The following is a 20015-nucleotide window of genomic DNA, read 5'->3' on the forward strand; positions in this document are numbered from 1 at the left end:
AAAAGTCAGGCAGTGGTCATACCGGGAATCGCGTGCCAGACCGGCCAGCGAAAGCTAAATTTTGCGCCACCCAGTTCGCTATCGTCACAGGCGACGCTACCGCCCATCGCCAGCGCGATAGAGTGTACGATGGCGAGCCCAAGCCCGCAGCCGCCTGTCGCACGGTCTCTACTGGGGTCGAGTCTGACAAAAGGTTCAAATACGCGCTCTCGCGCATCCGCCTCAATGCCGGGGCCATCATCTTCGACTATCAGCGTTGCCTGACTACCGTCGAGTAACAGACTGACCTGAACGGTGGTACGACTGTAGCGCAGCGCATTATTCAGCAGGTTATCCAGTACTCGCGCCATTAACCGCATATCAAGCGCGCCATAATCGCCGGTTACACAGGTAAGAAGGTTTACGGCGCGTTCCGGGTTCACGCTCTGCACATCCTGCAAATGCGCGCTCAACTAGGCGGGGAGATCGGGTTCGGTCAGCATCAGTTCATTTTGTGGTCGGTCAAGGCGCGCATAGGTGAGCAACTCTTCAATCAGCGCTTCCAGTTGACCAATATCGCGATTGAGCGCCTGTGATTCCGGCTGTGTCAGATTTTCACTCATTTCAAGCCGATAGCGTAAACGTACCAGCGGTGTGCGAAGCTCGTGGGCGATACCGTCAATCAACTGTTTTTTACTGGCGATCAGGGCATTAATATTATCCGCCATCTGGTTGAACGCTACGCCGAGACGTTCGAAACTGGAGCCATTATCGAAATGCAGGCGTTCAGTCAAATGACCCTCGCCAAAGCGCTGCGCGGCGGATTCGAGCCTGAGCATCTCTTGCCAGTGCGGGCGCATCCAGATAAACACAGGAAAGGCGAGAGAAAACGCGATGAGTGCCATTAAGGCGATATCCAGCAGTCGCATTTGATGCAGGAAATAGAGATAGGGAACAGGGCCGACTGCCAGGACGTAATGGCTGCGCGGGATACGCTGAATAAAGGTGTATTGCTCGTCAAGCGCGACAATATCGCCTTCACGCAGTCGCTGAGTGGTAGCGGCATCAAGCTTATAGTGATTTAACGGTTCAACGCGTAAATCGAAAGAGAGGTTCAGGTCCATCTCTTTCAGCGTTTTCCCCCATTCACGCGGCGGAATTTCCCGCAGTTCGCTGCGCATTAGATAAAGCGAACTTTTCATCAGATCGTCAAGCGATTGTCTGCCCGCGCGTTCGGCGGTGAATTTGTACACCAGCCCGACCAATAATGTCATGACCAGAAAACAGACGAACAGCAAAAGGTAAAACTGCACAAACAGCTTTTTCATCAACACCCACCGGATATCAATACATTAACTCTATCGCGGCGCTGGCGGAAAAGATTTCCCGTCAGTGCCGCTGGTGGGTTATAAAAGCAGGCTTTGCGTCAACTGACAACCTCATTGTCCGGTGTTAAGGTCCGGACTTTCGTGAACAATGCGTCCATCGACAAGCGTCAAAAGAGCGCGGATGGTATCAATTCTGTCTTCCGGCATCGTCATAAATGGCTGATTGAGTACCGCCAGATCGGCCTGTTTGCCGATGCTAAGCTGCCCTCGGTTTTGTTCGGCAAAGGTGAGCCAGGCGGCATGGCGTGTATATAACGTTAGCGCTTCCAGACGCGTGAGCCGTTCGCTGGCGGGTTTACGCACGGAACCGCCTGATGCTATGCCCGTGATATGATATTCAATAGCGTGCCAGACGCCGGCAATGCCAATACGCGTCGAATCGGTGCCGCCAGCCACGACAAGCCCTTTATCCAGCGCCAGTCGAACCGGCGGCGAATTGTCTGTCGCGTAGGGTGGGTTGGCGTCGCGGATGGCAAGCCCCTCAAAGTAAGGCCCCATTTGCACAGTGTATGCCTGGCCCAGCTTACGCATTCGTTCAAGTGTCTGTGGCGAGCCGGTATTCAGATGCGCAATAGACCAGCGGAGAGGGCGCAGATCGTACTGCTGCGCTACCTGCTCAAAAATCGTCAATATCGTGTCGGCGCTGTCGTCGGTATAAGCGTGGATCTCAAGCGGTATTCCCCGTTTTGCCGCAAACATCGCGACCTGGCGAAGTGCGGTTTTGTCCTGCTCTGAGGAAGAAAATCCTGGGGCCATCCGCACGCCGTCATTCATTCCGGCCACCAGGCTTTCCCCCAGACCAAGAAAAGCCAGTTGCCCATCATCGGCGCGCGGCGGGCGAAAGGCCATGAGGTTGCTGAACCACTGCGCTTCATGACCTTTCGCTTCCGGCTGTACCGGAATGCGATACCCCACGCGCAGCGGTAAATCCCCCTGGTTTCGCATTGCAAATAATGGCTCATAAGCGGCGGCAGGTCCGGCAGAGGGGTCGATGATGCCGGTCACGCCGCGCGCGTTCATATCAGCGAAAAATTGCCGCAGACCGCCCTCATGATCGGCATCACTACTTATGCTGGCAAAAAGCTGGTTAAATGCGGCGATATCGCCAAATAATTTCCCTGTGGCGCTACCTTTTGCGTCGCGCTCTACGCGGATTCCCGCTAAATCAGGAGGAGGGGCGGCGTTAAGGCCAAGTACGTCTATACCGCGCTGATTCACCAATGCATAGTCGTAAAGATACTGGATATAAACCGGGTGTTCGGGAAGAGCGTGGTTAAGTTCGGCTACCGTCGGTGCCCGGTTTTCTGCAAATTGCGCTGGTATCCACGATCCCACTACGGCTACCCATTGATCGTGGGGACGACGGTTAGCGTCCGCGCGTAATTTATCCAGCGCGTCTTTAAGCGAAGGGCTGTCGTACCAGTAGGTTTCGAATGTCCAGGTTTGTCCGCCGCGAATGGCATGGATGTGGGTATCTGTCAGACCGGGTATCACGGTTTTACCCTGTAGATCGATGGTACGGGTATGGTTGCCGCGCCATTCATCTGTCGCCGTATCATCGCCAATCGCCACAATCCGCGAGCCGGAAATCGCCAGCGCGCTGGCCTGCGGCTGGGCATCATTCAGAGTAATGATATTACCGTTATGCAAAATAATATCGGCTGCGGGGCGGGCGGCGGCGGCTGCGCCTGTGGCCGTGAGCAGAAAAAGGAGAGCGGTTCTGGAAATCAGAGATGGGACGAGACTGAGCATTAGCATGTTCCTTTTTTCGGGCGATGAGCAAAAGATATGGGGTGAACAAAAATTGTTCAATTCGTGCCCGGGGAACGGTGCGTTCTGTTTTTAGAACAGTAGTGACAAAAATAGAAAAGCCCGCCAAAATAGCGGGCTTGAGAATAATTAATAAAAATTAGAACTGGTAAACCATACCCAGCGCGACGATATCATCAGTGCTGATACCAGCATCTTTATAGAATTGATCGTCGTCATCCAGCAGGTTGATTTTATAATCAACATAGGTGGAGAAGTTTTTGTTGAAATAGTAGGTAGCACCTACGTCAGCATATTTAACCAGGTCTTTATCATCGCCATTAACGTTGTTATAGGTCAGGTCCTTACCTTTAGACATCAGGAAGGAAACTGCCGGACGCAGACCGAAGTCAAATTGATATTGGGCTGTAACTTCGAAGTTTTGCGTTTTGTTTGCTACGCTGCCAGCGTAACCTGCATCCGTTTTACCATAAGGCGTCATATTACGGGTTTCGGAATACATAGTGGCTAAATAGATGTTGTTGGCATCATATTTCAAACCTGCTGTCCACGCGTCAGCTTTGTCGCCGCCTGCAATAGTACCGCCGGCATTGACTTGCTCATTAGTACGATCGGACGTGGTATATGCAGCGCCTGCGCTGAAACCCATGCCAATATCATAGGTAGTGGAAATACCGAAGCCATCCCCATTATCGTAACGAATGTCGTCACCATCATTACGGTTATTGGTACCGATATTTACATCGTCAGCACTCTGGCTTTCATTTTTACCCTGATATTGCAACGCGAAGTTCAGACCGTCTACCAGACCGAAGAAATCAGCATTGCGATAGGTTGCCACACCGTTAGCACGGCCGGTCATATAGTTGTCGGCGTAAGTATAGGAGTCGCCGCCGAACTCTGGCAGCATATCGGTCCAGCCTTCTACGTCGTACAGGACGCCGTAGTTACGACCGTAGTCGAATGAACCGTAGTCACCGAATTTCAGGCCAGCGAATGCCAGGCGAGTCCAGGAATTAGCGCCATCGCCTTCGGAAGTGTTCGTCTGTACGTTATATTCCCACTGGCCGTAACCGGTCAGCTGATCGTTAATCTGCGTTTCGCCTTTGAAACCGAAACGAACATAGGTCTGGTCGCCATCTTTAGAAGAGTCATCAGAGAAATAGTGCAGGCCGTCTACTTTACCATAAAGGTCCAGTTTATTGCCGTCTTTGTTATAAACTTCAGCGGCGTGTACCGCGCCAGCAGCCAGCAGAGCCGGGATGACAAGTGCCAATACTTTTCTTTTCATTTTTTTATCCTTAAAAACTTAACTTTTTTGCAAAAGATTGAACTTCTACAGATTCGTTGAATCAAAGGCATCCTAATCCGAATAATATTATTTCAGCAAACGCTAACTTTTTTTATATGTTATTAATTAATACGAAAGTTACTGTTGGAAATGAATATATTTTATATGAATACATTAGTGACAATATATTCATATATATGATTTTTTTGGTTTCACATTTTGCGGGAAAAAACGGCAATATATTGAAAGGCAGCCATTCTATTATCAAATTTGTGAGTCGGCTTTGAGTTTTTTTATTTAAATCTGGGGGCAAAAACGACGTAATGCTGAAGCGCAGGGCTGAGAAAATGCTAATAAAGAGTCTGTTTCGACCAATAAAAAGCGCATTCATATATACGGTGTTTTTTTGAGTAGTGGCGGCGTGCATCGCCACTATAACTTGAGAAAGGCGGGTAAAACCTGACGGCTAATTTACTCCGTTGTCGTCTCGTCCCAGGCGTGAGGGGCAAAAAGATAGCCTTTATTGCGAATGGTCTTTATACGATAGGGTTCAGCAGCGCTATCCAGCAGTTGCTTACGCAGGCGAGAAATCGCCACATCCACGCTGCGATCCAGACCATCGTAATTGACACCGCGTAGCGTTTTTAGCAACGCGTCGCGATCCATAATTTGTCCGGCGTGTGTCGCCAGCTCCCAGAGCAACTCAAAATCGGCGGTAGAAAGCGATATGAGCTCGCCATTGAGCTGGACCGCCCGGTTAAGGGGATCGATGGTTAACGCGCCAAAACGCAGCGCTTTATGCGGTGTAAGCGCGCGCTCTTGTAGACTTTTTGTCTGTTGCGCCTGTTCGTTTTGCCGCAGGTGCAAGCGCAGGCGCGCCAGTAAAACGGCCGGAGGCGTAGTTTTGAGGATATAGTCACAGGCACCCATCTCCAGCGCCAGTATATGATTCATATCACTATCCAGCGAGGTGAGCAAGACAATCGGGCCTTGCCAGCGGTGGCGTAAATCGCGGCATATCGTCATGCCATCTTTACCTGGAAGCATAATATCCAGTAAAACCAGATCGGGCTGAGTGGTGAGGATAAGATCCTCCGCTTGGTCACCACGCGGCTCAACAATGACATCAATATCATGTTTCGCCAGATAAGCGGCAATGAGAGAACCTACTTCAGCGTCGTCTTCAACAAATACAATGCGGTTCATATTATAAATGGAGAATAGAAAACGCCAACATACACCGCCTCTGTTTTCCCTTCCATAAATCTTTTCTAAACGAGAGCGGTTCCGTTATGCTACACGCTGTTGTTATTAACGTGTTAAGGCAAGGTAATGGGACTCGTGATTAAAGCTGCCCTGGGGGCGCTGGTTGTCGTATTGATTGGTCTGCTGTCAAAAACGAAAAATTATTATATCGCCGGATTAATCCCTCTGTTTCCAACGTTTGCGCTTATCGCGCACTATATCGTTGCCAGCGAGCGGGGCATCGACGCGATGCGTACCACCATCGTCTTTAGTATGTGGTCGATCATTCCTTATTTTATTTATCTTGCAACGCTATGGTATTTCAGCGGCGTGATGCGCCTGCCTGTCGCGCTTGGTGGTGCGGTGGTCTGCTGGGGGCTAAGCGCGTGGCTGCTGATTTTTTGCTGGATTAAATGGCATTAATATTGGCAAAGACAGTGGTTTTCCCATCGTAATATCCGTATGTATTACGATGGGGAAGCATTTATCCCACCAGCATCCACGTAGCCGGAACCGCCGCGATCAGCAATAAACCAATCAGCACGACTTCCTGACGATTTAATACGTTGTCATGCTTGTGCGTCCGACGCGCATACAGGAAAACCAGTAATCCAGGCGCATACAGTACGACCGAGAGCAACAGGTGCATGGGGCCCGACGCGTATAACAACCATAAGCCATAAATACAGGCTCCGATACCTACCGCACGATGTAGGGGACGTGTTGCAATCTTCAGCAGAAATGCGCCGACCAGAAAGTAGGGCACCAGAATCATTTCTGACGCAATCGTCAATAGCGTATTGTAGTCCGAACCGGTAAGCCAGATTAGCACCAGACAGATTTGCACACAGATATTGGTGAGCCATAGCGACGCAGAAGGCGCGCCTTGCGCATTTTGTCGCGCGAAGATTCCCGGGAAGGACTTATAGGCTGCTGCCAGAAACGGCACTTCCGCCGCCATGATAGTCCAGCTTAGATAAGCCCCGCAGACAGACACAATCAGTCCCGCCGCAATAATAATTTCGCCCCACGGCCCCATCATTTTCACCATCAGACCGGCCATCGACGGGTTGCGCATCTCCGCCAGTTCCGGACGGGCGAGGACGCCAAGAGAAAGTAGCGTGACCAGGAGATATATTCCCAGCGCCGCGAGGACCGCCAGTAGCGTGGCGCGGCCTACATCGCGTTTATTTTTCGCTCGGGCCGAGACGACGACGGCACCTTCAACGCCAATAAATACCCACAGCGTAATGAGCATGGTGTTCTTGACTTGTTCCCATACAGGGATACCGAGTTCAACACCGGTAAAGTCCAGTGTGAAGGTATCAAGTTTGAACAACATGATAGCCAGCACAATAAACGCGCCGAGCGGCAACAGTTTCGCCAGAGTCGCGACCAGATTGATGCTGGCTGCCGTTTGTACGCCGCGCAGGATAAGGAAATGGACAATCCAGAGCAGGGCTGAAGCGCCGACAATAGCCTGCCAGGTATTACCGTCGCCAAACAGACGCAGCGCAGGCGTATCGGTAAAGAAACTCAGCGCTGAAAAGACAATAACTAAATACGATACGTTGGCGATGACCGCACACAGCCAATAGCCCCAGGCAGAACAGAAGCCAATGAGTTCGCCGAAGCCTTCGCGGGCGTAAGTAAAGATACCGCCGTCAAGTTCGGAACGAATACGCGTAAGGATTAACATGGCGAATGCCAGTAGAAGTATCCCTACGCCGGTAATGGCCCAGCCAATTAACAGCGCAGCCGGACTGGCAACGGCGGCCATATTCTGGGGCAGACTGAAAACACCTGCGCCAAGCATTGAGCTTAAAACCAGCGCGGTCAGCGCGCTCAGTCCCAGTTTTTTTTCCATCGGTATCCAGCTATAAAAATGAAATTGGAAGAATAATTATTATGGCAAAACGCATAAAAATGGTGAAAGCCACTAAGGCGCGGGATTTTACGGAGAGAAGGGACCGCATGCAACGGCCTGGATAAGATTTATCGCTAAAAAAGCGAAAAGTGAGATTCATCGCGATATTTGACGGAGTTGGAATCCCGCGAGAAAATGCCTGATGGTGGCTTATCAGGCCTACCGTTGAACGATCGTGTAGGCCGGATAAGGCAGTTATGCCGCCATCCGGCGAGAAAACCTGATGGCGACGCGCGTCTTATTTATAGAGGTCGGCGCTGATGGTGATGTTGTTGCCGCGCTCCTGCCACTGACGCGTAATATGATAATACTTCGCGCCTTTCTTCGCCGCGCGTTTGGCGACCTGGTAGGAGATTTCTGTCATATTGCCGTAGTTGCCGGTGAACTTAACGCTGTCGAAAGGCACCATCATCGCGGCGGTCGCTTTATTCAGCTCCTCAACTTTTGTGCCATCCGGAAGTGTGACAGTGTAACGTCCGCCTTTGGTGGATTGCGTTTCAAAGAAACGGCCTACTTCGGCGCTCGGCGAGGCTGACGTGGCGACGCCTGGAATTTCGACTTTCTTCGCAGCTTCGCCGCCCTGAGCCAGCGCGGCGCGACCGGCTTCAGAATCTGCCGGAATAGCGTCCGGGCTCTGGACGATGCGTTTTTTCGCATCTTGTTTATAGATAAACGCAGTGATGCGCTGGTTCCCGCCCTGGTTCGCATCCACCTGACGAACAATATAGAAAGCGTATGCGTCTTTCTGTTTCGCTGCTTTCGTAATGGCATCGTTGACTTCCGGCTGGCTACGGTAGAAGCCCTGAACGGTGACGGTATCGTATGGTTCCAGTTGCACGGCCTGGTCTTTTGGTAATTCCACGATGCCATTAATGACACGATTTTTGGGCGCGTCAGCTTTCGGCGCGTCGGTTTTATACACATCCGCCACAACACGCCAGTTACCACTATTGCCGAACTCCGAGGTGTCGACAACATAGAAGGAGGCTGCACCTTCTTTATCCGCGCGGCGGGACACGGCGGAGACCGCATCGCCAATAGCATTAAAACGACCGGTAATAACGATGCGGTCATAAGGTTTTAGTGCAGCCGCTTGCTCCGGCGTCAGTTCTGTTGCTGCATGGACAGAAAAAGCAGCCGCAGAAAGCAGTGCCGACGCCAGGAGAGTGTTCTTAAGCTTCATAAAAATAATCCTTCGCCTTGCGCAAACCAGGTACTGGTATTGTTATTGACTAGAAACGTGGCTGATTATTGCATTTAAACCGTATGGATGTCTGCGGGATTTTTCACGCATCGTGTCATGTACCGTATCTTCGATGATAACATTTATCCCTATGTCGAAAAAAACGGCGGCTGGGTGGCTAAGCTGATGAAGCACATGAATTTAATAAGTTAATTTAATGTTAATTCCTTGATCGCGCCCGGGGTTTAATTATGTTTTGTTGTCAAATTTGAGCGAATTATCAGCCCTCGCAGGCCGTTTTCAAGGCATTATGGCTGTTTAGCGGCTGAATCGTTCATATTTTGCAAATTTGATAAAAAATTCTGTTTTTTGGCGCTAGATCACAGGCGTTATTTTCAGTAGGTTATAGAGAGTTTGTAACGGTTTTATTCTGCTGGGGTAACATTTACCTCAAACGCGGGCAGGCGTACGCTTCCCGCGCTTACTGACAAACCATCATCAAAAATACCGATGGAAGGGAACATTTATGCGAATTGGCATACCAAAAGAGCGGTTACCCAATGAAACCCGTGTCGCTGCGACGCCGAAAACGGTAGAGCAGCTACTGAAGCTGGGTTTTAGCGTCGCTATCGAAAGCGGGGCGGGTCAACTGGCAAGTTTTGACGACAAAGCGTTTGCGCAGGCTGGCGCGGATATTGTAGACGGCAATGCCGTCTGGCAGTCGGAAATTATTCTCAAGGTTAATGCGCCTGAAGAAGATGAAATCGCTTTACTTAACCCCGGGACTACGCTGGTCAGTTTTATCTGGCCCGCGCAAAATTCTGGGTTAATGGAGAAACTCGCCGAACGTAAGGTCACGGTGATGGCAATGGACTCCGTGCCGCGCATTTCCCGCGCACAGTCGCTCGACGCGTTAAGCTCAATGGCGAATATCGCGGGTTATCGCGCCATTGTAGAAGCCGCGCATGAATTTGGGCGCTTCTTTACCGGGCAAATCACCGCCGCCGGGAAAGTGCCGCCTGCGAAGGTGATGGTTATCGGCGCCGGGGTTGCGGGTCTTGCGGCTATCGGCGCAGCAAACAGCCTGGGGGCGATTGTCCGCGCGTTTGACACTCGTCCTGAAGTCAAAGAGCAGGTCCAGAGTATGGGGGCAGAGTTCCTCGAACTGGATTTTAAAGAGGAAGCCGGTAGCGGCGATGGTTACGCCAAAGTGATGTCCGAGGCGTTTATCAAAGCGGAAATGGCGCTCTTTGCCGCCCAGGCCAAAGAGGTCGACATCATTGTTACCACCGCATTGATTCCGGGCAAACCTGCGCCGAAGCTGATTACCCGCGATATGGTCGATTCTATGAAGGCCGGCAGCGTGATTGTCGACCTGGCCGCGCAGAATGGCGGTAACTGCGAATATACCGTCGCCAATCAGGTTGTGACGACGGACAATGGCGTGAAAGTGATTGGCTACACCGATCTACCGGGGCGTTTGCCGACGCAGTCATCCCAACTTTATGGCACCAACCTGGTTAACCTGCTGAAGCTGCTGTGCAAAGAGAAAGACGGCAATATTGACGTGGATTTTGACGATGTCGTGATCCGTGGCGTGACGGTGATTCGCGACGGCGACATTACCTGGCCTGCGCCGCCAATCCAGGTTTCCGCGCAGCCACAGGCCGCGCCTAAAGCAGTCCCTGCGCCAAAAGAGCCGGAAAAGCCCGCTTCACCCTGGCGGAAGTATGCGTTAATGGCGCTGGCGATCATTCTTTTTGGCTGGCTGGCCGATGTCGCGCCAAAAGAGTTCCTCGGCCATTTTACCGTATTTGCGCTCGCCTGCGTGGTTGGTTATTACGTGGTGTGGAACGTGTCTCATGCGCTTCATACACCATTAATGTCGGTGACCAACGCGATTTCAGGGATTATTGTTGTCGGGGCATTATTGCAAATTGGTCAGGGCGGCTGGGTCAGCTTCCTGAGCTTTATCGCGGTGCTTATCGCCAGCATTAATATTTTCGGTGGCTTCACCGTGACTCAGCGTATGCTGAAAATGTTCCGGAAAAACTAAGGGGTAACACATGTCTGGAGGATTAGTTATAGCTGCATACATTGTTGCCGCGATCCTGTTTATTTTCAGTCTTGCCGGGCTTTCAAAGCATGAAACGTCCCGCCAGGGAAATAACTTCGGTATTGCCGGGATGGCGATCGCGTTGCTGGCGACCATTTTCGGGCCGGATACCGGCAACGTGGCATGGATTCTGGTCGCCATGATTATTGGCGGCGCGATTGGCATCCGCATGGCGAAAAAAGTTGAGATGACCGAGATGCCGGAGCTGGTCGCGATCCTGCACAGTTTCGTGGGCCTGGCGGCGGTACTGGTTGGCTTTAACAGCTATCTGTACCATGACGCCAGTCTGGCGCCGGTGCTGGTGAATATCCATCTGACCGAAGTCTTCCTCGGTATCTTTATTGGCGCAGTCACTTTCACCGGATCGATCGTGGCGTTTGGTAAACTGCGCGGCAAAATCTCTTCTAAGCCGTTGATGTTGCCTAACCGTCACAAAATGAACCTGGCGGCGTTGGTTGTTTCTTTCCTGTTGCTGCTGGTTTTTGTCCGCACCGAAAGCGTGGGTCTACAGGTTCTGGCGCTGCTGCTGATGACCATTATCGCGCTGGCGTTTGGTTGGCATCTGGTCGCCTCTATCGGCGGGGCGGACATGCCGGTGGTTGTTTCAATGCTGAACTCCTATTCCGGTTGGGCTGCCGCGGCGGCTGGTTTTATGCTGAGCAACGATCTGCTGATTGTGACCGGTGCGCTGGTCGGTTCATCAGGTGCGATCCTGTCTTACATTATGTGTAAAGCGATGAACCGCTCTTTCATCAGCGTTATTGCTGGTGGGTTCGGTACTGACGGCTCCTCAACGGGCGACGATCAGGAAGCTGGCGAACATCGCGAAATCACGGCGGAAGAGACCGCTGAGATGCTGAAAAACTCCCACTCCGTCATTATTACGCCGGGGTACGGGATGGCGGTGGCGCAGGCGCAGTATCCGGTGGCGGAAATCACCGAAAAACTGCGTGCGCGCGGTATCAACGTGCGTTTCGGCATTCATCCGGTGGCGGGTCGCCTGCCGGGGCATATGAACGTGCTGTTGGCGGAGGCGAAAGTACCTTATGACATCGTGCTGGAAATGGACGAAATCAATGATGATTTCGCGGATACCGATACCGTGCTGGTGATTGGCGCGAACGATACGGTGAACCCGGCGGCGCAAGACGATCCCCGCAGCCCGATTGCCGGTATGCCGGTTCTCGAGGTGTGGAAAGCGCAGAATGTCGTGGTCTTTAAGCGTTCAATGAATACCGGTTATGCTGGTGTACAGAACCCGCTGTTCTTTAAAGAGAATACGCAAATGCTGTTTGGCGATGCCAAAGCTAGCGTGGATGCGATTCTGAAAGCGCTTTAATCTTTTCAATGTGCGGCGGCCTCTTTGGAGGCCGTTTTTATACACTTCATCCTTTAAGCTGCCTCTTTGTTGGCTGCGCTCAGAAACCCCGGTCACATAGTTATCTATGCTCCCGGGGATTTCTTCCCTTGCCGCCGCGATGCATCTTGAATGATTTTGTGTATATATTGCATTTTATCTTTTGTTTAAATCGCTAAGCAGAACGGCGATACTCTGCCCGCCAGTGGTCTGTTCCAGGGCGATTTTGACAATGATGGTTAACGGAACGGAGAGCAACATGCCCACCGGACCTAATAGCCAGCCCCAGAAAATTAACGACAAAAATACAACTAAGGTCGAAAGTCCTAAACCACGTCCCATAATGCGTGGTTCAAGGATATTGCCGAAGACCAGATTAATCAGCAGATAGCCCGCCAGCACCAGCAGCGCATCATAAAACCCGTTAAACACCAGCACCTGAATAATGGGCGGCAGGGCAGCGAGCACCGATCCAATATTAGGAATATAGTTCAGCGCGAAGGCCAGTAGCCCCCAGACAAAGGCGAAGCGGACATCCAGCGCGGCCAGCATTCCCCATGCGACCAGCCCTGTCACGATACTGATCGCTGTTTTTAGCACCAGATAATGGGAAACGCTATCAAGCGCGCGTTGAATCGCCGCCATGCCTTCCACCGGGCGGCTCATCATCTGCTGCAGTTTCTCAGGCAGTTGTGGAACCTCCAGCAGCATAAATACCACGGTCAATAACAATAAAAAGATAGACGACATGGCATTGGACAATTGGGTGAGCAGGTTCGTTACCAGAGTCATGGCGGCGTTTGGATCGATATATTTCGCCAGCTCATCAACCGACACGCCAATGCCTGCCCGCTGTAACCACGGTTCAATACGTTGCAATGGTATGACCAATGAGGAGCGATATTGCGGCAGGGTACGGGCCAGTTCATTTAATGATGTGCCCAAATAGGCCAGCAGCAGTACCATTAACATAACAATAATCACAATAAGCAATGACACGGCGATAACGCGCGGAATTCGACATCGGGTCATCCGTTGCACAACAGGATTGAGAACTACTGCAATAAATAACGCCAAAATAAAGGGAACAATGATATCTGCGGCGAAGCGGATACCGCTCAGAATAACCACCAGCATTCCCAGCATAATGACGATTTTTAGACCATTGAGCGTGATGATCGGTTTTGTCATATCATTCCCTGTTTTCTGATGCCGACACGAATAATAATGTGATGCCGGTCGACCTGTTCTGGTTAAAATCAAACACTTCAGGTAAAGAAGTGAAAAGATTTTGAGTTAATTCCTGGCTTATGATACAAATCAGGCGTGTTCAACTACCGAGGACAATTATCATCCGCGATGACGAGAAGCAACACTGCGGATAATTGTAATATTATGGACAATATGTTCAGCGCTTTTTTCTCCACTCAAACGCATCTTCACTCTACCTCCTTTTTCCTGCTGATCGGCGAGCAGCACTGGCGTAACGCGCTTTAGTCTCTAACTTCTGCCTGAGCTGGCGCAACGCGCTGTGCTAACTGATTTTATTTTTTAGTTTGCTGCGTGCAGCAGACTCGAAAGAGTATATTCTCATGCAGGAGAAGTGTCATGTTTTACTGGATTTTATTAGCTCTGGCTATCGCGACTGAAATTACCGGCACGCTCTCAATGAAATGGGCCAGCGTGGGTAATGGTAATGCGGGTTTTATTTTAATGCTGGTGATGATCACGCTGTCATATATATTTCTTTCTTTTGCGGTAAAAAGGATTGCCCTGGGTGTGGCGTATGCCTTATGGGAAGGGATCGGCATTTTATTTATTACCGTTTTTAGCGTGCTGTTATTTGATGAAGCATTATCAACCATGAAGATTGCTGGCTTGCTGACGCTGGTCGCCGGCATCGTATTGATCAAATCAGGGACACGTAAACCCGGTAAACCGGTGAAGGAGGCGACCCGTGCAACAATTTGAATGGGTACACGGCGCCTGGCTTGGGCTGGCAATAATGCTGGAAATCGCGGCTAACGTATTGTTGAAATTTTCGGACGGTTTTCGCCGTAAATGCTATGGCATCTTATCGCTTGCCGCTGTTCTGGCCGCCTTCAGTGCGCTTTCCCAGGCGGTAAAAGGGATAGATCTGTCGGTGGCGTATGCGTTATGGGGCGGTTTTGGTATCGCCGCCACGCTGGCGGCTGGCTGGGTGCTCTTCGGCCAGCGCTTAAATCCCAAAGGCTGGGTTGGCGTGATATTGCTGCTCGCCGGGATGATTATGATAAAACTTGCCTGATACACGCGCTGCCGGTTAGGCAGCGATTCCCGCGACTCACAATATTAATCCTGCGCCAGCGCTTTCAGCTTATCGCGAAAGCCGGTGACGGATATAGCGCGGTTATCGGCGCGCCAGCGATCTTTAGCCGCAGGGGCGGAGCTTTGTACGCCAATGAGCTGCCATCCGCTATCCGTGTGCAATAATAGCGGCGAGCCGCTGTCGCCAGGTAACGTGTCGCACTGGTGTGAGAGTACGGCATTCTGCGCCCAGCCGGTCACGATGCAATCCTGATGGGAATAGAGCGCATTCAGATGATCCTCCGGATAACCGGACTGCGTGACTTTTCGGTCTGCGGCTTTCAACGCCGCAGTGAGCGCCGCTTTATCGCCGGTAAATAAAGGCACTGGCGTGATACCGGAAGGTGGGTAGCGTAATATTACCAGACCAAAATCCCAGCTTGCCGCGGCAGGCGGCACAATCCAGCCATCGCCATCCGCTTTCAGGCGCCGGCCCAGCGACGGTTCAACGCGGCCTTCAATGCCGTGGATTTCATAGCGCCATATTCCTTTTTGCGCCACAAAACGCAGCGCAACCGCTTTGTCCGGTTTTCCTTTTGGCGGCGTTAGCAGGCAGTGGCCTGCTGTTAGGGCGATATGTGGGGAGATAAGCGTTGCCGTACACAAATTGCCGCTGGCGGTCTCTAGTTGCCCGATGGCATCCCACGGCGATTGGGTGGGATCGGCGACGGGCACCCGATCGTCATGGTTAAAAAAAAGCGTTTTGACGTCGCTGGCATCCGTGGCGTTGGTATCAGACTCGTTGGCATCCGCCATGACCGGTAAAAAACACACTATGCCCAGTAATACAGCAATGGTTTTATGCATATCACACTCTGGTGGGTAATTATGATTATTAACAACAAACCCTCAGTATTACTATAGACGTGACGGTAAGAAAGTGGGAGTAAAATCAGATAACTACACTCAGGAAAGATAGAAATGCGTGGCAATAACGGCGCATAAAATAAGCGCGATAAGAATGAGCTCAAAGCGGTAGCGAGACACTTTTTTGCCCTCCCAAACGGCGGCGCTAAACCAGAATGATCTAGCGCCGTAAAAACGGGCGCGGGGGCGCGCCACAGCATGTTATGACGACTTACGCAGCCGGCTGCGAAGTTGTTTTTGATGTAGATTTGGCTGGGGCTTTTTTGCCATCTTTTTTCTGGTGCTTTTTAGCCGCCTGCGCTTTTTGCTCAACGGGTTTCTTATGCGTATTTTTATGCTGTTTTTTGTGGTGCTGGGTGGGCTGGGTTGTTTTGGCTGACGCTGCGGTTTTCGCAGGCGTCGCAGTCTCAGCCGCGAATGCTGCGGAAGAGAGACCCATTGCAGCGGCAACAACCAGAGCTAATACTTTTTTCATTTTGATACCCTCGATTTGGTTTTTCATTCAACCCCACTGCGGGGCCGGTGAAATAACTATATCGCTGTTATCAAAGGGCTTCCGTGAGTGATTGGTATCGGCATGTAACGATATGTACAATGACAGCGATAACGCGGCGTAAGCCCACCATAATGGGTAGTTTTTTGTTGCCGTTCCCTTTTTTAGTCTCAGAGACGGTAATATCTGCCCTCCAGAATAAAAAGCACACCATATATGAATCCAATAATCTGGGTGGTATTTACGCTTCTGGCGCTGGATGCAATCAGAGAAGTGATGGGCGTATCAAGCCTGACAGGTCTATGGTGAACAGTGAGTCGTGGAGTGAAAACCAGCCCGGCGATAGCGTACGTTGCTATCGCCGGGTGACTTTCTTTCAGGCGTGAAGACGATGATGTAACCGCGTCCCGACCAGGATGGCCAGCACCAGCATTAGCGCGATAAAACCGCCTACGCCGTTCCAGCCGTAACTATGCCAGAATACGCCGCCTAGCGTCCCGGCGATACTGGAACCCAGATAATAGCTGAAAAGATAAAGTGACGAGGCCTGTCCCTTCGCCCGACGCGCACGCGGGCCAATCCAACTGCTGGCCACGGAGTGCGCGGCGAAAAAGCCGGCGGAAAAAAGCAGCATTCCGGCAAAAATCAGCCAAAGCGAGGTAAAAAGCGTCAGTAAAAGCCCGCACAGCATTATCGCGGTAGAGAACAACATGACCGGTCCCCGGCCATAGCGCGAGGTCATTGCGCCAGCTTTCGGTGAGCTCCATGTGCCGGTGAGATAGGCTACTGATAACAGTCCGACCACGGCCTGGCTTAATTCCCAGGGGGAGAGCATCGGGCGATAACCAATGTAGTTAAACAGGGTCACGAACGCCCCCATCAGTAAAAAGCCTTCGGCAAACAGCAGTGGTAGTCCCCGATCGCGCCAGTGGAGACGGAAATTAATAAATAACGTTTTAGGTCGTAACGACGTGGGACGGAAATGTTGCGAGGCGGGTAAAATCTTCCAGAACATCAGCGCAGACGCCAGCGCAAAACATCCGATGGTCGCCAGCGCGATTCGCCAGTTAAAAAAGTCGGTCATGACGCCGCTTAATAAACGCCCACTCATCCCGCCGATGGAATTACCGCTAATATAGAGCCCCATGGAGAAGGCGACAAAGCTGGGATGGATTTCTTCGCTCAGGTAGGTCATTCCCACGGCGGCGACGCCGCTTAACGATAGACCGATCAGCGCGCGCATAATCAGAATACCATGCCAACTGGTCATCATGGTTGATAACAATGTGCAGCAGGAGGCTAATAACAAGGCGGTGACCATCACCGGTTTACGGCCTATCGCATCAGAAAGCGGGCCGGTAAAAAGTAAGCCGATGGCCAGCATGGCGGTAGAAATAGAAAGTGACACGCTACTGCTGGCGGGGGAGACGCCAAACTCCTGGGAAAGTACCGGTAATATAGGCTGAACACAGTAAAGAAGCGCGAAAGTCGCCAGACCCGCGGAAAAAAGGGCCAGCGTGACGCGCATAAAAGGCGCTGTACCGCGTTTAATAAATTGAACCGGCTGAGAAGGGCGTTGTTCATCGATATCGCTCGCCGTGGCGTCATCGAGAATAGTTGTACGACTCACGTTAAATCCTTGCTTTACATCTCCGTAAACAGGAGACGGGTATAACCGACAGATAAAGCATAGAAAAAGCAAAATATTCTGTCTAATATATTAATTGTCTCAAATAAGACGTTAAAAATATGAATATCGAATTACGTCATTTACGTTACTTTGTGGCGGTAGCAGAAGAGCTGCATTTTGGTCGCGCCGCCGCGCGCCTCAATATCTCGCAGCCGCCGCTGAGTCAGCAGATACAAATTCTGGAGCAGCAGGTCGGCGCGCGATTACTGGCGCGGACCAACCGCAGCGTAGCCTTAACGGCCGCCGGGCGACAGTTTCTGGCGGATAGCCGACAGATCCTGAGTCTGGTAAACGACGCCGCCGCTCGCGCCGAGCGGTTGCATCAGGGAGAAGCGGGAGAAATCCGTATTGGCTTTACGTCTTCAGCGCCTTTTATTCGGGCGGTATCGAATACCTTTTCGCTGTTCCGCCAGTCCTACCCGGGGGTGCATATGCAAACGCGTGAAATGAATACGCGTGAGCAAATCGCGCCGCTCAACGAAGGCGTACTTGATATTGGCTTGCTACGTAATACGCCGCTGCCCGACACGCTTAATCGCGAGGTGATTTTGCATGAGCCGCTTATGGCAATGATCCCGCGCGAGCATCGGCTGGCGCAAAAGCCGGTCGTCAGTCTGACAGAGCTGGCGAAAGAGCCTTTCGTCTTTTTCGATCCGCATGTCGGGACGGGCCTTTACGACGATATTCTCGGCCTGATGCGGCGTTATAACCTGACGCCGACCATCACGCAGGAGGTTGGCGAGGCAATGACCATTATCGGTCTGGTGGCGGCGGGACTGGGCGTCTCGATTCTGCCGGCATCCTTTAAGCGCGTGCAGATGAGTGAGATGCGCTGGGTCCCTCTGGCGGAAGAAGACGCCGTATCTGAAATGTGGCTGGTATGGCCAAAGCATCATGAACAGAGTCATGCCGTACAGCGGTTTTGCCAACTGCTATTAATGGCTGCCCGGCAGGATTAATTTTACTTAAAAAGGGTGAAAATGTGCAGTTAATCACACGGCTAAGCAAAAAGTTGACGGCGAGTATTGAAGTGTTTCACCATAGCACACAGATTATTTCGGAGCGCGAAAATAAAGGGAGTGAGCGGTGGTTGCTGATAGTCAGCCTGGGCATATCGATCAAATTAAGCAGACCAATGCTGGCGCAGTGTATCGCCTGATTGATCAGCTCGGACCGGTATCGCGAATTGACCTGTCTCGTCTGGCGCAGTTGGCGCCTGCCAGTATTACGAAAATTGTCCGCGAAATGCTGGAAGCGCATTTGGTTCAGGAACTTGAAATTAAAGAGGTGGGCAGTCGTGGCCGTCCCGCCGTCGGGCTGGTAGTGGAAACTGAAGCCTGGCACTATTTATCTATTCGTATTAGCCGTGGCGAAATTTTCCTTGCGCTGCGCGATCTTAGTAGCAAGCTGGTGGTAGAAGAGTGTCTGGAGCTGCCGTTAACCGAAGCTACGCCGTTGCTTGAGCGAATTATCACGCACGTTGATCGGTTTTTTACCCGCCATCAGCAAAAACTGGAGCGTCTGACCTCTATTGCGATTACGTTGCCGGGCATTATCGATACCGAAAACGGCATTGTGCATCGGATGCCGTTTTATGAGGATGTCAAAGAAATGCCTTTAGGTGATGCTTTGGAGCGTCATACCGGCGTACCGGTTTACATTCAGCATGATATCAGCGCCTGGACGATGGCGGAGGCGCTTTTTGGCGCCTCACGCGGTGCGCGCGACGTTATCCAGGTGGTGATTGATCATAATGTGGGGGCGGGTGTTATCACCGACGGCCATTTGCTTCATGCGGGCAGTAGCAGCCTGGTGGAGATTGGGCATACCCAGGTCGATCCTTATGGTAAGCGCTGTTATTGCGGTAATCATGGCTGTCTGGAGACCATAGCCAGCGTCGATAGCGTACTGGAGCTTACGCAGCTTCGGCTTAATCAGTCTATGAGTTCAATGCTACACGGCCAGCCGTTAACGGTAGATTCACTGTGTCAGGCAGCGATACAGGGAGATCTATTAGCAAAAGATATCATTAGCGGCGTTGGCGCGCATGTTGGACGCATTCTGGCTATTATGGTGAATTTATTTAATCCGCAAAAAATTCTTATTGGTTCGCCGCTAAGTAAAGCGGCCGATATCCTTTTTCCGGCGATTGCCGACAGTATTCGTCAGCAGGCGCTGCCCGCCTACAGTAAGAACACGGTAGTGGAAAGCACGCAGTTTACCAACCAGGGCACGATGGCGGGGGCGGCGTTGGTAAAAGATGCGATGTATAACGGCTCTTTGTTGATTCGTCTATTACAGGGTTAACATTTTTTAACTGTTGTACAAAAATTTGCGCTAACTCAAGCTGATTGCCCTTGCCA

General features: G+C 51.5%; 17 protein-coding genes and 1 pseudogene. 8 read left to right on the forward strand and 10 right to left on the reverse strand.

Going from position 1 to position 20015, the window contains the following annotated elements:
- Nucleotides 1–5 precede the first annotated feature (5 nt).
- From rstB to rstA, 4 genes and pseudogenes are all read right to left on the reverse strand, one after another.
- Nucleotides 6–1307 (reverse strand): annotated as a pseudogene (rstB, locus tag ACE15A_RS10230) (two-component system sensor histidine kinase RstB).
- A 111-nt stretch (nt 1308–1418) separates the two neighbouring features.
- Nucleotides 1419–3125 carry an amidohydrolase gene (locus ACE15A_RS10235; protein ID WP_072158649.1) on the reverse strand — a complete coding sequence of 569 codons (1707 nt, stop codon included), beginning with the start codon at nt 3123–3125 and terminating at the stop codon, nt 1419–1421.
- Between the two features lie 151 nt (nt 3126–3276).
- Nucleotides 3277–4428, reverse strand: coding sequence for a porin OmpS2 (gene ompS2, locus ACE15A_RS10240; protein WP_129382416.1), 1152 nt, complete (start codon nt 4426–4428; stop codon nt 3277–3279).
- Between the two features lie 471 nt (nt 4429–4899).
- Nucleotides 4900–5634 carry a two-component system response regulator RstA gene (rstA, locus tag ACE15A_RS10245; RefSeq protein WP_053508049.1) on the reverse strand — a complete coding sequence of 245 codons (735 nt, stop codon included), beginning with the start codon at nt 5632–5634 and terminating at the stop codon, nt 4900–4902.
- 126 nt (nt 5635–5760) lie between these two features.
- Here rstA and ACE15A_RS10250 point away from each other — a divergent pair, with 126 nt between their 5' ends.
- The gene (locus ACE15A_RS10250; protein ID WP_000524877.1) at nt 5761–6096 is read left to right on the forward strand and encodes a GlpM family protein; all 336 of its coding nucleotides are present in this window, start codon (nt 5761–5763) and stop codon (nt 6094–6096) included.
- A gap of 61 nt (nt 6097–6157) precedes the next feature.
- Here the strand turns inward: ACE15A_RS10250 and ACE15A_RS10255 are convergent, their stop codons facing one another.
- The gene (locus tag ACE15A_RS10255; RefSeq protein ID WP_023249058.1) at nt 6158–7540 is read right to left on the reverse strand and encodes an amino acid permease; all 1383 of its coding nucleotides are present in this window, start codon (nt 7538–7540) and stop codon (nt 6158–6160) included.
- A 298-nt stretch (nt 7541–7838) separates the two neighbouring features.
- Nucleotides 7839–8783 (reverse strand): DUF1471 family protein YdgH, encoded by a 945-nt coding sequence (gene ydgH / locus ACE15A_RS10260; RefSeq protein WP_053508048.1) that lies wholly within the window; start codon nt 8781–8783, stop codon nt 7839–7841.
- 526 nt (nt 8784–9309) lie between these two features.
- Between ydgH and pntA the strand changes: the two genes are divergently transcribed.
- A complete protein-coding gene (gene pntA, locus ACE15A_RS10265) occupies nt 9310–10839 on the forward strand; it encodes a Re/Si-specific NAD(P)(+) transhydrogenase subunit alpha (RefSeq protein WP_053508047.1) in 1530 nt (509 codons plus the stop codon).
- Between the two features lie 10 nt (nt 10840–10849).
- On the forward strand, nt 10850–12238 hold the full coding sequence (gene pntB / locus ACE15A_RS10270; protein ID WP_053508046.1) for a Re/Si-specific NAD(P)(+) transhydrogenase subunit beta: 1389 nt from the start codon (nt 10850–10852) through the stop codon (nt 12236–12238).
- A 174-nt stretch (nt 12239–12412) separates the two neighbouring features.
- Here the strand turns inward: pntB and ACE15A_RS10275 are convergent, their stop codons facing one another.
- Nucleotides 12413–13447, reverse strand: coding sequence for an AI-2E family transporter (locus ACE15A_RS10275; RefSeq protein WP_023249055.1), 1035 nt, complete (start codon nt 13445–13447; stop codon nt 12413–12415).
- 417 nt (nt 13448–13864) lie between these two features.
- Here ACE15A_RS10275 and mdtJ point away from each other — a divergent pair, with 417 nt between their 5' ends.
- Both mdtJ and mdtI read left to right on the forward strand, forming a co-directional pair.
- Entirely contained in the window at nt 13865–14227 is a 363-nt protein-coding gene (gene mdtJ / locus ACE15A_RS10280) for a multidrug/spermidine efflux SMR transporter subunit MdtJ (RefSeq protein ID WP_023249054.1), read from the forward strand.
- Entirely contained in the window at nt 14214–14543 is a 330-nt protein-coding gene (gene mdtI / locus ACE15A_RS10285; protein WP_023249053.1) for a multidrug/spermidine efflux SMR transporter subunit MdtI, read from the forward strand. Before mdtJ ends, mdtI begins: the two co-directional genes overlap by 14 nt.
- A gap of 44 nt (nt 14544–14587) precedes the next feature.
- Here mdtI and ACE15A_RS10290 read toward each other — a convergent pair whose 3' ends face one another.
- Nucleotides 14588–15409: a serine protease gene (locus ACE15A_RS10290; RefSeq protein ID WP_023249052.1), complete on the reverse strand. Its 822-nt coding sequence runs from the start codon at nt 15407–15409 to the stop codon at nt 14588–14590.
- 271 nt (nt 15410–15680) lie between these two features.
- On the reverse strand, nt 15681–15944 hold the full coding sequence (gene asr / locus ACE15A_RS10295; protein WP_129382528.1) for an acid resistance repetitive basic protein Asr: 264 nt from the start codon (nt 15942–15944) through the stop codon (nt 15681–15683).
- A 234-nt stretch (nt 15945–16178) separates the two neighbouring features.
- Here asr and ACE15A_RS10300 point away from each other — a divergent pair, with 234 nt between their 5' ends.
- Complete coding sequence (locus ACE15A_RS10300) at nt 16179–16271, forward strand: KPN_01571 family protein (RefSeq protein WP_001068154.1); 93 nt, start codon at nt 16179–16181, stop codon at nt 16269–16271.
- 67 nt (nt 16272–16338) lie between these two features.
- Here ACE15A_RS10300 and ACE15A_RS10305 read toward each other — a convergent pair whose 3' ends face one another.
- Nucleotides 16339–17592 (reverse strand): MFS transporter, encoded by a 1254-nt coding sequence (locus ACE15A_RS10305; RefSeq protein WP_053508045.1) that lies wholly within the window; start codon nt 17590–17592, stop codon nt 16339–16341.
- Nucleotides 17593–17711: 119 nt separating this feature from the next.
- On the opposite strand from ACE15A_RS10305, the gene ACE15A_RS10310 reads away from it, so the two are divergent.
- Together ACE15A_RS10310 and mlc are read left to right on the forward strand one after the other, a co-directional pair.
- Nucleotides 17712–18611, forward strand: a complete 900-nt coding sequence (locus tag ACE15A_RS10310) for a LysR family transcriptional regulator (RefSeq protein ID WP_023249049.1) — start codon at nt 17712–17714, stop codon at nt 18609–18611.
- Between the two features lie 127 nt (nt 18612–18738).
- Entirely contained in the window at nt 18739–19959 is a 1221-nt protein-coding gene (gene mlc / locus ACE15A_RS10315; RefSeq protein WP_053508043.1) for a sugar metabolism global transcriptional regulator Mlc, read from the forward strand.
- Nucleotides 19960–20015 lie beyond the last annotated feature (56 nt).

This window comes from Salmonella sp. HY31, from assembly GCF_042604575.1.
GTDB lineage: Bacteria > Pseudomonadota > Gammaproteobacteria > Enterobacterales > Enterobacteriaceae > Salmonella > Salmonella diarizonae.

Excerpts from the sequence above, each read along its gene's own strand:
- pntA (WP_053508047.1), top strand. The coding sequence starts at position 9,310 with ATGCGAATTGGCATACCAAAAGAGCGGTTACCCAATGAAACCCGTGTC.
- ACE15A_RS10310 (WP_023249049.1), top strand. The coding sequence starts at position 17,712 with ATGAATATCGAATTACGTCATTTACGTTACTTTGTGGCGGTAGCAGAA.
- ydgH (WP_053508048.1), bottom strand. The coding sequence starts at position 8,783 with ATGAAGCTTAAGAACACTCTCCTGGCGTCGGCACTGCTTTCTGCGGCT.
- ACE15A_RS10275 (WP_023249055.1), bottom strand. The coding sequence starts at position 13,447 with ATGACAAAACCGATCATCACGCTCAATGGTCTAAAAATCGTCATTATG.
- mdtJ (WP_023249054.1), top strand. The coding sequence starts at position 13,865 with ATGTTTTACTGGATTTTATTAGCTCTGGCTATCGCGACTGAAATTACC.
- pntB (WP_053508046.1), top strand. The coding sequence starts at position 10,850 with ATGTCTGGAGGATTAGTTATAGCTGCATACATTGTTGCCGCGATCCTG.
- ACE15A_RS10235 (WP_072158649.1), bottom strand. The coding sequence starts at position 3,125 with ATGCTAATGCTCAGTCTCGTCCCATCTCTGATTTCCAGAACCGCTCTC.
- asr (WP_129382528.1), bottom strand. The coding sequence starts at position 15,944 with ATGAAAAAAGTATTAGCTCTGGTTGTTGCCGCTGCAATGGGTCTCTCT.
- ACE15A_RS10255 (WP_023249058.1), bottom strand. The coding sequence starts at position 7,540 with ATGGAAAAAAAACTGGGACTGAGCGCGCTGACCGCGCTGGTTTTAAGC.
- ACE15A_RS10250 (WP_000524877.1), top strand. The coding sequence starts at position 5,761 with ATGGGACTCGTGATTAAAGCTGCCCTGGGGGCGCTGGTTGTCGTATTG.
- ACE15A_RS10300 (WP_001068154.1), top strand. The coding sequence starts at position 16,179 with ATGAATCCAATAATCTGGGTGGTATTTACGCTTCTGGCGCTGGATGCA.
- rstA (WP_053508049.1), bottom strand. The coding sequence starts at position 5,634 with ATGAACCGCATTGTATTTGTTGAAGACGACGCTGAAGTAGGTTCTCTC.
- ACE15A_RS10290 (WP_023249052.1), bottom strand. The coding sequence starts at position 15,409 with ATGCATAAAACCATTGCTGTATTACTGGGCATAGTGTGTTTTTTACCG.
- ompS2 (WP_129382416.1), bottom strand. The coding sequence starts at position 4,428 with ATGAAAAGAAAAGTATTGGCACTTGTCATCCCGGCTCTGCTGGCTGCT.